This window comes from Kitasatospora sp. NPDC028961, from assembly GCF_055564815.1.
In genome coordinates this window covers 50196-64095 of sequence record NZ_JBVHVO010000029.1, presented here as the reverse complement: position 1 = coordinate 64095, position 13900 = coordinate 50196, and the positions used below count along the sequence as shown (strand labels likewise).

The 13900-nt window shown below is 75.3% G+C and carries 14 protein-coding genes; 5 read left to right on the top strand and 9 right to left on the bottom strand.

The features are described from left to right. Window positions 1-67: 67 nt before the first annotated feature. From ACZ4UX_RS31590 to ACZ4UX_RS31575, 4 genes are all read right to left on the bottom strand, one after another. Window positions 68-2152, bottom strand: coding sequence for a xanthine dehydrogenase family protein molybdopterin-binding subunit (locus ACZ4UX_RS31590; RefSeq protein ID WP_465709123.1), 2085 nt, complete (start codon window positions 2150-2152; stop codon window positions 68-70). Continuing rightward, entirely contained in the window at window positions 2149-3144 is a 996-nt protein-coding gene (locus ACZ4UX_RS31585; RefSeq protein WP_465709122.1) for an FAD binding domain-containing protein, read from the bottom strand. Before ACZ4UX_RS31585 ends, ACZ4UX_RS31590 begins: the two co-directional genes overlap by 4 nt. Next, entirely contained in the window at window positions 3141-3692 is a 552-nt protein-coding gene (locus ACZ4UX_RS31580) for a (2Fe-2S)-binding protein (protein ID WP_465709121.1), read from the bottom strand. Before ACZ4UX_RS31580 ends, ACZ4UX_RS31585 begins: the two co-directional genes overlap by 4 nt. A gap of 128 nt (window positions 3693-3820) precedes the next feature. Beyond that, entirely contained in the window at window positions 3821-4282 is a 462-nt protein-coding gene (locus ACZ4UX_RS31575) for an STAS domain-containing protein (protein WP_465709120.1), read from the bottom strand. Between the two features lie 142 nt (window positions 4283-4424). Here ACZ4UX_RS31575 and ACZ4UX_RS31570 point away from each other — a divergent pair, with 142 nt between their 5' ends. Then, complete coding sequence (locus tag ACZ4UX_RS31570; protein WP_465709119.1) at window positions 4425-4841, top strand: helix-turn-helix transcriptional regulator; 417 nt, start codon at window positions 4425-4427, stop codon at window positions 4839-4841. 165 nt (window positions 4842-5006) lie between these two features. Here ACZ4UX_RS31570 and ACZ4UX_RS31565 read toward each other — a convergent pair whose 3' ends face one another. Next, entirely contained in the window at window positions 5007-6215 is a 1209-nt protein-coding gene (locus ACZ4UX_RS31565; RefSeq protein ID WP_465709118.1) for a serine hydrolase domain-containing protein, read from the bottom strand. A 576-nt stretch (window positions 6216-6791) separates the two neighbouring features. On the opposite strand from ACZ4UX_RS31565, the gene ACZ4UX_RS31560 reads away from it, so the two are divergent. From ACZ4UX_RS31560 to ACZ4UX_RS31550, 3 genes are read left to right on the top strand one after another with little or no spacing between them, the layout of a single operon-like run. After that, window positions 6792-7058 carry a hypothetical protein gene (locus ACZ4UX_RS31560; RefSeq protein ID WP_329485709.1) on the top strand — a complete coding sequence of 89 codons (267 nt, stop codon included), beginning with the start codon at window positions 6792-6794 and terminating at the stop codon, window positions 7056-7058. Then, window positions 7055-9190: a hypothetical protein gene (locus tag ACZ4UX_RS31555; protein ID WP_380388767.1), complete on the top strand. Its 2136-nt coding sequence runs from the start codon at window positions 7055-7057 to the stop codon at window positions 9188-9190. The genes ACZ4UX_RS31560 and ACZ4UX_RS31555 overlap by 4 nt, the downstream gene beginning before the upstream one ends. Further along, window positions 9190-10188, top strand: a complete 999-nt coding sequence (locus ACZ4UX_RS31550) for a hypothetical protein (protein WP_465709117.1) — start codon at window positions 9190-9192, stop codon at window positions 10186-10188. Before ACZ4UX_RS31555 ends, ACZ4UX_RS31550 begins: the two co-directional genes overlap by 1 nt. Window positions 10189-10207: 19 nt before the next feature. On the opposite strand, the gene ACZ4UX_RS31545 is transcribed toward ACZ4UX_RS31550, so the two are convergent. From ACZ4UX_RS31545 to ACZ4UX_RS31530, 4 genes are all read right to left on the bottom strand, one after another. After that, complete coding sequence (locus ACZ4UX_RS31545) at window positions 10208-10558, bottom strand: hypothetical protein (protein WP_359807563.1); 351 nt, start codon at window positions 10556-10558, stop codon at window positions 10208-10210. Between the two features lie 247 nt (window positions 10559-10805). Then, a complete protein-coding gene (locus ACZ4UX_RS31540; protein ID WP_465709116.1) occupies window positions 10806-11747 on the bottom strand; it encodes an NAD-dependent epimerase/dehydratase family protein in 942 nt (313 codons plus the stop codon). A gap of 95 nt (window positions 11748-11842) precedes the next feature. Then, on the bottom strand, window positions 11843-12325 hold the full coding sequence (locus tag ACZ4UX_RS31535) for a GreA/GreB family elongation factor (protein WP_329485714.1): 483 nt from the start codon (window positions 12323-12325) through the stop codon (window positions 11843-11845). 152 nt (window positions 12326-12477) lie between these two features. Beyond that, window positions 12478-12906: a VOC family protein gene (locus tag ACZ4UX_RS31530; RefSeq protein ID WP_465709115.1), complete on the bottom strand. Its 429-nt coding sequence runs from the start codon at window positions 12904-12906 to the stop codon at window positions 12478-12480. Between the two features lie 77 nt (window positions 12907-12983). Here ACZ4UX_RS31530 and ACZ4UX_RS31525 point away from each other — a divergent pair, with 77 nt between their 5' ends. Continuing rightward, entirely contained in the window at window positions 12984-13877 is an 894-nt protein-coding gene (locus ACZ4UX_RS31525; protein ID WP_465709114.1) for a helix-turn-helix domain-containing protein, read from the top strand. Window positions 13878-13900: the final 23 nt, after the last annotated feature.

The window sequence follows — 13900 nt, the reverse complement described above, 5'->3', positions numbered from 1 at the left end:
CCACCGGTACCACCGCGCCCGCCCTCCGGTCCGTCGGAGGGCGGGCGCGGTGCTGTGCCGGCGCCGATCAGCCCGGCAGCGCGTCCAGCAGGAGCTCCGGGCGCACCGGGAGGTCCCGCACCCGGACCCCGGTGGCGTGGTGGACGGCGTTGACGACGGCCGCGGCGGTGCCGACGATGCCGATCTCGCCGATCCCCTTGGAGCCCATGGGGTTCAGGTGCGCGTCCTCCTCGTCGATCCAGTGGGCCTCCACGGACGGGATGTCGGCGTTCGCGGCCACGTGGTACGCGGCCAGGTCGCGTTCGGCGTGGTCGCCGAACTCCCGGTCCATGGTGCTGTGTTCGAGGAGCGCCATCGAGACACCCATGATCATCCCGCCCACCAGCTGCGACCGGGCGGTCCGCTCGTTCAGGATCCGCCCGGCCGCGAAGACCCCGAGCAGCCGGCGCAGCCGCACCTCTCCGGTGTCGGCGTCGACCGCGACCTGGACGAACTGGGCGCCAAAGGCGTGCCGGGCGTACTCGCGGCCGGCCTTGACCGCCCCCGTGGTGTCCGCCAGGTGGCGCAGCCCCTCGGCGGGCAGCGGCGCGGTGCCCCGTTCGGCCAGCGTGCGGAGCAGCCCGGTGCACGCCTCGTGGACCGCCCAGCCCCAGGACGCGGTGCCCGAGGACCCTCCGGCGAGCGGAGCCCGGGGCAGGTCGGTCCGGCCGATCGCGACGCCGACCCGGTCCGCCGGCACACCGAGCGCCTCGGCCGCGATCCCGGTGAGGGCCGCCCGGGCGCCGGTGCCGATGTCGGTGGCGTTGGTGCGCACCAGGAAGGTGCCGTCCGGGAGGGCGACGGCCTCGGCGGTGGAGGGCGACACCAGCACGGGGTACGTCGAGGCGGCGACGCCGCAGCCGAGCAGCCAGGCCCCCTCGCGGCGGGGCCCCCGGGCGCGCTCGCCCGCCCAGTCGAACCGGCGCGCACCCTCCCGCAGGCACTCCACCAGGTGGCGGCTGCTGAACGGGCGGCCGGAGTCCGGCTCCACGGCCGGTTCGTTGCGCAGGCGCAGGTCGACCGGGTCCAGCCCGCAGGCCTCGGCGAGCTCGTCCATCGCGCATTCCAGGGCGAACATGCCCGGCGTCTCGCCCGGGGCCCGCATCCAGGAGGGGGTGGGCACGTCCTGGCGGACCACCCGGTGCGACGTCCTGCTGTGCGGCGCCGCGTACATCACGCGGGCCGGCACGGCGGCCTGCTCGACGAACTCGCGCACCGTCGAGGAACGGGTGACCACCTCGTGCGCCAGCGCGGCGAGCCGGCCGCCGTCGTCGGCTCCCAGGCGCAGCCGGTGCACCGTCGGCGAGCGGTGGCCGGTGAGGGCGGGCAGCTGGGCCCGGGGCAGGGCGAGCCGGACGGGACGGCCGACGTGCCGGGCGGCCATCGCCGCCAGGACGACGTGCGGCCTGGTGGTGCCCTTGCTGCCGAAGCCGCCGCCGACGTGCTCGCTGATCACCAGGACGTCCTGCGGCGCCACCCCGAACAGTGCGGCCAGGGTCTCCTGGACGTTGTTGCCGCCCTGGCTGGAGTCGTGCACGGTGAGCCGGCCGTCCGCCCATTGTGCGGTGGCGGTGTGCGGCTCCATCGGGTGGTTGTGCAGCGGGCCGATGCGGTAGGTGCGGTCGATCCGGACGTCGGCCTGCGGGTAGGCGTGGTCGAAGTCGCCGTGGGTGCGGACGGCGGGGTGGCCGCCGTTGGCCTTCTCGGGGGTGTAGAGGCCGGGGTGGTCGTCGGTGAGCACGACGTCGTGCGGTTCGGCGGCGTAGCCGATCCGGACGGCCTCGGCCCCCGCCCGGGCGTCCTGCGGGGTTTCGGCGACGACCAGGGCGGCCACCTCGCCGCGGTGCGCGACCCGGGGGGACTGCAGCACGGCCAGCGTCGGGTCACCGTCCGCGGGCAGGGTGAGCACGGGTGCGTCGCGGTGGGTGAGCACCGCGAGGACCCCGGGGATCGCCAGGGCGGCGGCGGTGTCGACGGCGGTGATGTCGCCGCGGGCGACGGTGGTGGGGACCGGCCAGGCGTGGAGCAGCCCGTCGGGGTGGTGGTCGCCGGCGTAGCGGGCGGCTCCGGTGACCTTGTCCAGGCCCTCCGGTCGGGCGAGGTCGCTGGTCATCGCTGCTCCTGACCGGTGGCGAGCAGGCCGAGTTCGCGGACGGCGAGCCGGCGGGCCAGCGCCACCTTGAACCCGTTGTCGGGCAGCGGGCGGGCGGCGGCCAGTTCGGCGTCCATGGCGGCTCCGACGGCGGCCGCCGTGAACGGCTCGCCGAGCAGCGCGGCCTCCGCGGTGAGGGCCCGCCACGGCCGGGGGGCGAGGGCGCCGAAGGCGAGCCGTACGGTCTCGACCCGGCCGTCGCGCAGGGTCAGGAGGGCGGCGAGCGAGCACGTCGCGAAGGCGAAGGAGGCCCGTTCGCGGACCTTGCGGTAGACCGAACGCGCCCCGGCCGGGGGCGGCGGCAGCTCGACGGCGGTGACGAGTTCGGCGGGCCCGAGTTCGGTCTCGCGGTCCGGGGTCGCGCCCGGCAGACGGTGGAAGGCGGTCAGCGGCATGGTCCGGTCCCCGGCGGGGCCGGTCAGGTGCAGGACGGCGTCGACGGCGACCAGCGCCACCGCGAGGTCGGAGGGGTGGGTCGCCACGCAGTGCTCGGAGGTGCCGAGGACGCCGAGGTCGCGGTGGACGCCGGTGCGGGCCGGGCAGCCGGAGCCGGGCAACCGCTTGTTGCACGGCTTGGAGACGTCCTGGAAGTAGAGGCAGCGGGTGCGCTGGAGCAGGTTGCCGCCGGTGGTGGCGGCGTTGCGGAGCTGACCGCTGGCCCCGGCCAGGACGGCCCGGGACACCACCGGGTGGCGCTCGCGGACCAGCGGGTGGTCGGCGAGGTCGCTGTTGCGCACGTTGGCGCCGATCAGCAGGCCGCCCTGCGGTGTCTCCTCGACGCGGTCGAGCGGCAGGCGGGCGATGTCGACGAGCAGCCCTGGCCGTTCGACGCCGAGCTTCATCAGGTCGACCAGATTGGTGCCGCCGGCCAGGGCCTTCGCGTCCGGACGCCCGGCCAGCAGGGCGACGGCGGCGGCCACCTCGGTGGGCCGGGTGTAGCCGTGGGGCTTCATGCCGGACCCTCCTCGTTCCCCGCCGCGGCCCCGGTGGCCGACGCGCCCCGGCCCTCGGCCTGGGCCTGCCGGACGGCCCGGACGATGGCCGGGTAGGCGCCGCAGCGGCAGATGTTGCCGCTCAGCAGTTCGCGTAGCGTCGCCTCGTCGGTCGGAGCGGGGTCACCGGCGGTCTCCGCGAGGACGCCGGCCGCCGAGCAGAGCTGGCCCGGCGTGCAGAAGCCGCACTGGAAGGCGTCCTGTTCGAGGAACGCCCGCTGGAGCGGGTGCGGCCCGTCCGGGCCGGCCAGGCCCTCGACGGTGGTGACCGCGCGGCCGTCCTGGGCGACGGCCGGCAGCAGGCAGCTGTTGACCCGCCGTCCGTCCAGCAGCACGGTGCAGGCACCGCACTGGCCGTGGTCGCAGCCCTGTTTCGCACCGGTCAGACCGAGCCGGTCGCGCAGCACGTCGAGGAGGGTGGCGCGGTGGTCGACCGTGAGGGTGTGCGGCCGGTCGTTGACGGTCAGGGCGATCCCGCTGCTCGTCGCGAGGGTGTCGGTGGCATCCATGGCCCACGCATTCCACGCGGGGCCCCGCCGGACACCCCCCGACCCGCCCGACAACCGCTTCGCCGTACACCGCCCCGGCCGGCGCGCCGGTGGCTACCGGTCCACCGGCGGTCACGGTCCGCCGGTGGTCACGGCGGTGCGAGGTCGCCCTCCGGGCGGCCGGCTCCGCCGTCGGGGGCCGGTGCGGCCACGAACAGGCCGAGGGTGTCGGTCAGCACGAGGAGCCGCCGCACCACCTCGCTGGCCCCGGTGAGGACCACGTCGCGCCCCCCGTGGTGGGCGGTCACCCGCAGGCGCAGCAGGGTGTTGAGGCCGGTGCTGTTGCAGAAGGAGACGCCGGACAGGTCGACATCCAGGCCGCTGCCGCTGGCGTCCAGGGCCCGTTCGAGCGCCTCGTCGAGCGGCCCGGCGGCATCGAGGTCGATCTCCCCGGTCACCCGCACCAGGACCCGGTCCCCGTTCCGCGCGGTCTCCCAGTGCACCCACAGGCCGTGGGCGAGCCGCTGTCCGAGCGGGCGGCCCCCGTTCACCACCGCCGGCGGCGAGGCCGGCGCAGCGTCGGTGCTCCTTCGGTACGGGTCTTCGACCATGGCCTCCTCCTCCGGGCGACGCAGGCGGACCCTTCAAGGGTGGGCCCTTCAAGGGTGGGACCCATCGCTTCGCTCGTCAACCGATGCCCGAACGCCGATTCGCCTGTGGCAAGAAGGGAATCGGCCCTCCTAGGATGGGGGTATGGCCCTGGAAGGATCAGCGCGAACGGGCTGGACGTTCGTGACCAACCACGCCCGGGTGCTCGCCGCGATCGCCCGCGACCCCGGGGTTCGGCTGCGCGATGTCGCGCTGGAGGTCCAGCTGACCGAACGCGCCGTCCAGGCCATCGTGACCGACCTGGAGCAGGCCGGCTATCTCACCCGGTCGCGGACCGGGCGCCGCAACCTCTACCGGATCGCCGCCGGCACCTGGCTCCGGCACCCGGCGGAGTCGGGGCTGAGCGTGGCCGAACTCCTCGACCTGCTGGCCCGGGCCCACCACGACGGCGCCCCGGGGCAGGGGACGGCGAAACCCCCCGGGGTCGGGGAGCAGGACGGCGACGGGCGCCGACACACCCCGCAGCGGTCCGACCGGCACGCCGGCCGCCAGGTGTCTTGACCGGGTGGGGGTCGGTCACTCCCGCCGGGATGTGCGCGAGCATCCGCTCCACGCCGCCCACCCAGGTGGCCCTGAGCGCGTCGATCGCCCTTATTCCTCGACCTGGAGGCCGGCCGGAGCCGGCGGGCCCTGAGGCCCGGCCGGCCCGCGGCGCGGCAGGGACCGTCAGCCCTCGGCCGGCAGCTCGTAGACGTGGTCCGGGGTGATGATCGAGGTGATCGCCCTGGCCAGCAGGGTGCTCGGCTCGAAGCCGTCGTGCAGGATGTCGGTGTTGATCAGGAGCACCATGGTGGCCTCCTGCTCCGGCAGGTACATCGTCACGCTCTCGTAGCCCGGCAGCGAGCCGTTGTGCCCGACCCAGCCGTGCGTCCGGAAGAGCCCCAGGCCGTACCCGGCGCCGTCGAAGCCGGGGACGGTGATGAACTTCTCCCGCTGCGCCTGGGTGGCCGGGGACAGCAGGGTGCCGGTGGCGACCACCTTGGCCCAGCGGCGCAGGTCGTGCAGGTCGGAGATCATCGCACCGGCCGCCCAGCCCCAGCTCGGGTTCCAGTCCGTGGTGTCGGCGACGTCGCCGCTCAGCGTCTGGTTCGTGTAGCCGTGCGCGTGCGGCTGCGGGAACTCCGCGCCGGTCGGGAGGAAGGTGTGGTCCAGGTGGGCCGGCCCGGTGACCCGCTGGTGGACGAAGTCCTTGAGCGGCATCCCGGCGAGCTTCTCCACCAGCAGGCCTAGCAGGACGTAGTTGGTGTTGGAGTACTGGAACGCCGCGCCCGGGGCGAAGACGTTCCGGTGGGTGAAGGCGTAGGCCAGCACCTCCTGCGGGGTGAACGACCGGGTCGGGTCGCTGAGCAGCGCCTGCTGGAAAGCCGGGTCGGCCGTGTAGGAGAACAGGCCGCTGCGCATCTCCAGCATCTGCCGGACGGTGATGTGCTCGCCGTCCGGGACGCCGTCCAGGTAGGCGGCGATCGGGGTGTCCAGCCCGACCAGGCCGTCGTCGACCAGCTCCAGGACGGCGGTGGCGGTGAAGGTCTTGGTCTCGCTGCCGATCCGCATGTTGAAGTCGGTCCGCATCGGCGCGCCGGTCACGGTGTCGGCGACCCCGGACGAGCGGACGTAGGTGCCCCGGCCGGGCAGCCAGAGCCCGACGATCACCCCGGGGATGCCCGCCTCCAGGCGCGTGCACTCGATCGCCTCGTCGAGGCGGGCCGCGAGCGCGGGGTCCAGCCCGTGCGGCGGCCGGCCGTCGGCGGACCGGTCGGCGGCGGTGGCGGCCGCCGCCGGGGCGGCCTGGACCGGGGACACCGAGAGGGTGACGGGTGCGAGGGTGGAGAGGGCGAGCAGGGCGGTGGCCAGTCTGCGTGCGGGCACACGGCGCATGGGTGGGGGTCTCCTCCGGAAGTGGGCGGACGCTGCGAGGCCAAGGTCACCACCCCCCGTGGCCCCGCCCCGCGCGCCCGCCGCCCACCTCCCGGCGAGTCCATCCGTACGGACCACCGCCGTGCTCGGTCCCCTCAGCTCGCCGGGCCGGGCACGGTGGGCCCCGGGGCTCCGGGAGGGCCCGGCCCGGCGGCGCCGCACACCGCCGCCGGAAATCCTGACGAAATCCTTACGCGAGCACCTCCGGGCCGGACACCACCCCCCTGACCTGCCGCGACGACCGTCCGCCGGCCGGGCGGGCCACCGGCCGCACCCCGGTCCCGCCCCGGCGCCCCCGGTCCGCCCCCTCCGCCCCGGGAGCGGACTCGCCGAGGGGAGTACGATCGCGCCGACGAAGCGCCAAGTGGGGTCGACCGCAAGCCCGGTGACGCTCAGCGCACCCGGCGGCCAGGCCGCCGGGAGCCGCGGAACCGCTCGCCGTCCCCCCACCGGGCGCGTGAGGCGACGAGTCGAACGGGGGCGGTCGGCATGAGCACACCGGCGGGTAGTGGACAGTTCAGCGTGAACAGTCAGGCGATGAAGGGTTCGCAGTCGGCCTTGAACGGCATGGCCCTGGACTGCCCCACCATCGGCGCGCTGGCGGACGAGTCGACCAACGCGGCGGCCGCCGCGCACCAGGGCTGGGACACCGCCGGTGCGCTGCGCGCGGCACTGGCCGAATGGCACGAGCAGGTCGAGCAGTTGACCGCGCGGCTGCACCGGAACAGCTCCGCAATGGAGCAGACGACGCTCAACTACCACACCACCAACCAGTCCATCGCCGACCTGCTCAAGGTGAAGTGACCATGCTCGGATACGAGGACGTCCTCCACGCGAACCCCGGCACGCTGTCCACCGCCGCGACGCAGTGGCGGGCGATGGCCGACCGGTTCCACACCATGGAGGGCAGCTTCGACCGCGACGTGCTCTCGGTGACCCGCGACGGCCTGTGGACGGGCGGCACGGCCGGTCTGGCCGACTTCCAACTGATGGCGACCAAGGGGCAGATCGTGGCCGCCCAGGTCGAGGCGAAGGCGATGGCCTCACTGCTCGACGACGCGCGGGCGGACTTCGAGGCCGCGCAGAAGCAGGTCCGCGACGCCGCGGACGGCGCGGTCAAGGCCGGCTTCAAGGTGACCGGCACCGGCGTCGCCGTGCTCGATCCCAGCACGCTCGACCCGGGGACGCTCAACGACCTCCACCACGACGCCGACACCCAGCGGGCCTACCAGGAGGCCGCGGGCAAGTGGACGCAGGCCATCGAGGCCGGCCTCCAGCGGGCCACCGACGCCGACCAGCGCGCCGCCCGCGCCCTGCGCAGCGCCTCGAAGGCCGGCAGCTTCGACAACTCCTTCAACGGCTCGGCGCTGGGCGGCGGCGACCAGGCGGACGCGCAGCGCGCCGCCGACCTCGCCACCCGGATCGACAGCCTGAACGGCGACGAGCGGGCCCAGCTGGCGAACCTGATGAAGGCCAACGCGGACAGCCCCGAGTTCTCCCGGACACTGCTGGACACGCTCGGCCCCGACGGCACCCTGAAGCTCGCGGAGAAGCTCAACGACCCGGGCAAGGACGACGGGAAGAAGGGCAGCTACCCCGGTCTGCAGACCGACCTCACGCGGGCCATCGCCTCCGCCACCCAGGACCCGAACACCGAGTTCTACCGGAAGTGGCGGGCCGGCCTGCGGGAGAACGGCACCAGGAACTTCGGCTCCAACACCGAGCCGGTCTACGGGTACCAGATCCTCGGCACCCTGATGGGCAAGGGCGACGCGAAGTACTCCACGCCCTTCCTCACCGACCTCGGCGACGACATCATCGCCGCCGAGAAGAAGCAGCCCGGCCTGTGGAGCTACCGGGCCTCGCACGACGGCACCTCGCTCGGCGCCGACCCGCTGGACGAGCTGCTCGGCGTCATGGGCCGCCAGCCCGAGGCCGCGACCTCCTTCCTGGACCCGGGCGCGGACGGCTCCAACCAGCGGCTGCACTACCTGCTGAAGGACCGGGACTGGCCGCAGGGCTACCTCACCGGCTACACCGGCGAGATGAAGATGCCCGACCCGCTCTCCCAGAGCGGCCTGGCCGCCGCCGTCGAGGCCGCCGCCACCGGCGAGCGGGCCGGTACCGCGCACGACGGCAAGCACACCGAGGCCCAGGCCCGCGTCATGCACGACACCATCGTCACCATGGACGAGGGCCACGGCGGCGACAAGATCAAGGACACCCTGCGCCGGCCGCTCGCCAACGCCCTCGCCGACTACGTCGGCGACACCCACGAGCTGCTCAACGGCCGCAACGACGTCTACAACGGCCACACCGGCCACGACTCGGTGTGGAAGGACGGCGACACCACCCGGATGGCCGTCGGACAGGACAGCCTGGTCCGGTTCATGCGCGGCCTCTCCGACGATCCGGCCGCCTACGGCACCCTGCACCGCGCCGAGACGGGCCGGATCGACCAGGAGCTCGCCGCCATCGGGCCCAACCCCACCGAGGCCCAGATGAAGGACCCGATGGGCAAGGGCGCGGCGGCGCTCGGGGTCTTCGACGCGATCCGCGCCGACGCGGACCTGGACATGCGCGACGACAAGAACGCCCAGGCGGACTGGAAGGCCAAGGTCCTCTACCACACCATCGGCGCCCCGATCACCCCGATCGCACCGCTCGGCGACGCCGCCCAGCGCCTGGTCGACACCTGGACGTACGAGGTCAGCCTGGAGGAGAAGGACCGCAACAACAGCGAGGCCAACGCGAAGGTGTCGGACACCTACCTCGGTGCCAACCGCCAGATGTCCGACATGGTCGGCATCTGGGCCAGGGACCGCGGCATGGACCCGGACGGCCCGACCGTCAACTCCCTCCAGGACGACATGCTCAACAGCCGCAACCGCAGCAACGACGTCGCCGGCCGCTACCTCGGCCGGGGCAACGCCTGATGGCAGCCACGCCCGGGGCCCGCCGCACCGCGGCCGCCGCCACCGCCCTGGTGGTGGCGGCCGCGGTCGGCACCGGGCTCTGGTGGACGCTCGGGCGCGACGACCCCGACCGGGACTGCGCGGGCCTGCGCACGGACGCCCGCGTCCGGACCGTCCTCGGTGACACCTGGCGGTCCGACCTGCCGTGCGGCGAACTCGCCGCCGGGCTCCGCCGCGCCACCGTCGGGACGCGGCCCGGCGCCCACACCCTCGGGCAGGCCCACGCGATGCGCACGGTCGTGCTGGCCGTCGCCGACTCCGCCGGCCACCGGGTGCACCCGGACGTGCGCGGCCCGCTCGCCGAAGCCCTCGCCGACTACGCGGCCGACACGCACACGGTGCTCACCGGCGTCAGCAACACCGCGATGGCGCACGACGGCCCGGACGACGACGCCTGGCAGGACGACCGGGGGGTGCACTTCGCCGTCCGCGAGGACCAGCTGATCGAGGTCCTGCGCGGTCTCGCCGAGAGCCCGGCGGCCTACGCCGGCCTGCGCGGGGCGGACCTGCGGCAGGGCGCGGCGGGCCTGGCCGCCGTCCCGGCCGACCCGCCGCCGGCCGCGATCGAGGACCCGCTGGCACGCGCCGCCGCACCCGCCGGGGTCTTCGACGGGATCGCCGACGACGTCCTGCGCGGGCGCTCGGGCGCCGCCCGGACCGCCTGGCAGGAGGGGGTGCTCCAGGGCCTGGCCCCCGCCGGGGCGCCACCCGCGTTCGGCGACGCCCCTGCCGAGTACCTCGCCCGGACCTGGCTGGGTCGGCTCGCGGAGCCCGCGCCCACCGCGCGGGAGCGGTTCGCCCGCCTCGACGACCAGGCCAACGGTCTCCTGGGCCTCTGGGCCGACGCCACCCACCAGGACGGGGCCGGGATCGGTCTGCCCGCGCTCCGGGACCGGGCCCGCGCGTCCACCGACCGCGAACGGGGCGCCGCGGCCGGACAGCTCAAGCAGGAGGCCTGACCGGCGCCGCCCCGACCGCCTAGGCCGGCCGGGGGCGCTGTTCCTCGTGGCCGCAGAGCCAGGCGAGCGCCTGGTAGGCGCCGAGGGCGTAGTCGGCGTCGTCCCGCAGCGGCTCGCTCACCCGGACGGCCGCGGCCTGGCACTCGGCCAGGAGCTGTGCCCGGCACGGCCCTCCGGCGGCGCCGAGCGGGGCCGCCGCGGTCACCGGGGCGCCGGGCTGGGCGCCGGCGGCCCAGCGGTAGGCGCCGAGTACTCCGTGTTCGAAACCGGTCCACGGTTGCGGCGATTGGTTGGCTTCCTCGATCGCCTCGAACACCTCGTCCAGCCCCCGCACCCCCACGGCCGGGATCGTCGTTTCGTCACTGGTCATGACCGCAACCTACGTCCGGCGGCGCCCGGTCGCCCGCCGAGGACGCCCGGCGGCGCGGTCCGGCCCACCGGGACCGGGTGTCCGTTCCCCGGGCGGTACGGGGGACGGCGGGCCGCGCACGCGGCCGGTCCGCGTTGGGCCGTGGGAGGGGTCCGGGCCGCCCCGGGCAGCGCCCGACCCGTGGCGGCCCGGGCCGAGGTGGCCCAGCCCGAGTGGCTCGGCCCGTGGCGGCTCGGCCCGGGGCGGCTCAGCCCGAGGTGGCGACCCGCTCCCGCCACCACCGCAGCGTCGCCCCGACCTGCTCGTCGAGGGGGGTGGCCCGCACCGCGAACTCGGCCTCGTAGGCGCTCGCGTCGACGACGAACGGGCGGTCGAACTGGTAGCGGGTCTCCTTCAGCTCCCGGACCAGCGGGGAGAAGAGTGCCGCCGCCCCCAGCACGGCCGGCGGCAGCCTGCGCACCGCGACCGGCCCCGTTCCCGCCCCGGCGGCGAGGCGGTCGACCATCTCCCGGGCGGACCGCGCGGGCGCCGTCGGTACGTGCCAGGCCCGCCCCCAGGCGCGTTCCTCGCCCGCGACCTCGGCCAGCGCCCGGGCCACGTCGGGCAGGTAGCTCCAGCTGTGCGGGGCGTCCGGATCCCCCAGCGTGGAGACCGGCTTGCCGCGCAGCACGCGCGGCACGACCCGCCCGGCCAGGTGCCCGCCGTCGGTCACGCCGGGCCCGAAGAAGTCCGAGGCCCGCACCTCGACCGCCCGGATCCGGCCCTGCTCGTGCAGTCGGCGCGCCTGCTCCCACAGCGCGGCGCGCACCCGGCCCTTGGGCCCGGTGGCCGCGAGCGGCAGCCGCTCGGTCAGCGGGCCCGCCACCGGGCCGTAGCCGTAGAGGTTCCCGAGCATGACCAGCACGGCGCCGCTCGCCTCGGCCGCCGCGCAGGCCGAGGAGGCCAGCGGCGGCCAGTCCCGCACCCAGTGGTGGTACGGCGGCGCGGCGCAACTGTGGATCGCCGCCGCGCCCTTCGACAGCTCGGTCAGCCGGGCGCTGTCGGCCGCGTCCGCCGCGACGTGCTCGATCCCCGGTTCCGGGCTGCGGCCCGACCTGGTGACGACCCGTACGGTATGCCCCTGCTCGGCCAGCAGCCTGGCGGTGGCCGCCCCGGCTGGCCCGAATCCCATAACGACATGAAGGCTCACCCACGCACACTAGCGCGACCGCACGGTGTCCTTTCGGCCGTCGGTCCGCGCTCCGGGGCCCGGAGTTGGCCGCCCGGCGCCCCTGGGGGACCGGCTCAGGCCGGGCCGGGCGGCGCGTCGATCGCCAGCACCTCGGCGGTGGCCGGGCCCGCAGGCGTGTCGTAGGAGACGGCTTCCCCGGTGCGGCGGCCGAGCAGCGCATGGCCGAGCGGGCTGTCGTAGGTCACCAGGGTCTGCTCGAACTCGTTGGCGAGCTCGCCGATCTGGAACGTCTCCTCGCCGCCGTCGGCGAACCGGAGGGTCACGGTGCTGCCCACCCCGATGACACCGGGCGGAGCGGCGGGGGCCGTCGCCGCCTCGCTCAGTCGCGCGGTGATCCCGGCGATCCGGGCGTCCAGCCGGGCGGTCTCGGTGACGCGCTGCAACTCGTCGGCCTGGTCGGCCAGATCGCCGGCGGTATCGGTGCCGGTGCCTTTCAGGGTCGCCGCGACGGCGTCGCGTTCGATCCGCAGCTGCGCGAGCTCCTGTTCGAGGGCCTCACGGGCCTCGGGGCTGATGGGCTCGGGGACACCGGTCATTCCTGCTCCCGTGGTGTGGCGGGACAGAACAAATCGCCCTGAAGCGGGTATTTCCGAGCATAGCAAGGACCGTTCGGGCCGGTCGCCCCGGCGGCGCTCCCGGCAGGGTGACCGACCGGCCCCGTGTCCGGCCGGTCACCCCGCGGGGCCGGTCAGTCGCCGGCCGTGGTGGGGCGGTGGTGGACGTACTCGACCACCGTGCCGTCGGGGTGGCGGACGTTGAACCCGGCACCGGTGGGGACGTCCCGGAGCGGGACGACGATCTCCGCCCCCTCGGCGAGCAGCCGCTCGTAGTAGGGGCGGACGTCGTCCACCAGCAGCGTGCCGGTGGTGTTCCGGTACGGCGCCAACTCGCCCTCCTCGCCCGCGATCAGCAGGAACGCGCCGACGGTCGCCAGCCGCAGGGCGCCGAAGTCGAAGCCGGAGTCGGCCGTCACCGCCTGCAGCCGCTCGTAGAAGGCGACGGCGCCGTCCAGGCCGTCCGGTTCGAGGAAGACCCGGATCAGGACACGGGGCTCGGCGAGGTGGGAGGAGTCGTTCTGCCGGCGCCACACCCGGGACGTCCGCTGCTCAGCTGTCATGCCGTCAGCCTCGCCCGTCCCGGGCGGTGGTGGCAGCCCACCGTTCATGGGGTGAGTCGCACTCATAGGATCAGCCCATGGACGAGTCGCTACGCCGAGAGCTCGGTGCCCATCTGCGCGCGGCCCGGGCGTCGATCGCCCCGCAGGACGTCGGCCTCGGCGCCGGCGGCCGGCGCCGCTCCCCCGGGCTGCGCCGCGAGGAGGTCGCCACCCTCGCCGGGGTCAGCGTGGCCTGGTACACCTGGCTGGAACAGGGCCGGGTGAGCACCTCGCGACAGGTGGTCGACGCCGTCTGCCGGGCGCTGCGGATGGATCCGGTCGCCCACCGGCACGCCCTGGCGCTGGCCGGGTTCCTCCCCCCTCCCCCGCGCGCCGGGCAGTGGGCGGCGGCCGTCCCCGGCCCGGACACGCTGGCGCTCGTCGACAGCTGGCACGCCACCCCGGCGCTGGTACTGGACGAGCGCTTCGACGTCCTCGCCGCCAACGCGGCCCACCGGCGCCTGTGGGGGCCCCTGGAGGAGGCCCCGGCCGAGGAGCGCAATCTGCTGCTGCACCTCGCCGCGGGCCCACCCGGACGCCACCGGATCACGGCCGGCCCCGCCGACGGGAACGGCCCCGGCGGACAGGCGCTGCTGCGCGGCCTCTACGAGCAGTTCCGGGCCGCCACCGCCCACGTCCCCGACGACCCCCGGTCCGCGGAGATCGTCCGCCGGCTGCACGCGCTGCGGCCGGACGCCGCGCACTGGTGGCAGTGCCGCGCCGTCGCGGACTTCCGGCCGAGCACGGTCGAGGTGGTGGACACCGGGCGCCCGGACCGGGTGCTGCGGCTGACCTTCTCGCTGCTGCGGCCGGCGGCCGACACCGGGGTGCTGCTGCTCACCCAGCACCCGGCCGACGCCACCGGAGCCGCCCTGCTCGCCCGGCTCGCGGCGTGCGCCGACCCGACTGACGCAACGTCAACCGGTCCGTAGGCAGAGCATGGTGTCCGGCGATC

Excerpts from the sequence above, each read along its gene's own strand:
- ACZ4UX_RS31590 (WP_465709123.1), bottom strand. The coding sequence starts at position 2,152 with ATGACCAGCGACCTCGCCCGACCGGAGGGCCTGGACAAGGTCACCGGA.
- ACZ4UX_RS31585 (WP_465709122.1), bottom strand. The coding sequence starts at position 3,144 with ATGAAGCCCCACGGCTACACCCGGCCCACCGAGGTGGCCGCCGCCGTC.
- ACZ4UX_RS31580 (WP_465709121.1), bottom strand. The coding sequence starts at position 3,692 with ATGGATGCCACCGACACCCTCGCGACGAGCAGCGGGATCGCCCTGACC.
- ACZ4UX_RS31575 (WP_465709120.1), bottom strand. The coding sequence starts at position 4,282 with ATGGTCGAAGACCCGTACCGAAGGAGCACCGACGCTGCGCCGGCCTCG.
- ACZ4UX_RS31570 (WP_465709119.1), top strand. The coding sequence starts at position 4,425 with ATGGCCCTGGAAGGATCAGCGCGAACGGGCTGGACGTTCGTGACCAAC.
- ACZ4UX_RS31565 (WP_465709118.1), bottom strand. The coding sequence starts at position 6,215 with ATGCGCCGTGTGCCCGCACGCAGACTGGCCACCGCCCTGCTCGCCCTC.
- ACZ4UX_RS31560 (WP_329485709.1), top strand. The coding sequence starts at position 6,792 with ATGAAGGGTTCGCAGTCGGCCTTGAACGGCATGGCCCTGGACTGCCCC.
- ACZ4UX_RS31550 (WP_465709117.1), top strand. The coding sequence starts at position 9,190 with ATGGCAGCCACGCCCGGGGCCCGCCGCACCGCGGCCGCCGCCACCGCC.
- ACZ4UX_RS31545 (WP_359807563.1), bottom strand. The coding sequence starts at position 10,558 with ATGACCAGTGACGAAACGACGATCCCGGCCGTGGGGGTGCGGGGGCTG.
- ACZ4UX_RS31535 (WP_329485714.1), bottom strand. The coding sequence starts at position 12,325 with ATGACCGGTGTCCCCGAGCCCATCAGCCCCGAGGCCCGTGAGGCCCTC.
- ACZ4UX_RS31530 (WP_465709115.1), bottom strand. The coding sequence starts at position 12,906 with ATGACAGCTGAGCAGCGGACGTCCCGGGTGTGGCGCCGGCAGAACGAC.
- ACZ4UX_RS31525 (WP_465709114.1), top strand. The coding sequence starts at position 12,984 with ATGGACGAGTCGCTACGCCGAGAGCTCGGTGCCCATCTGCGCGCGGCC.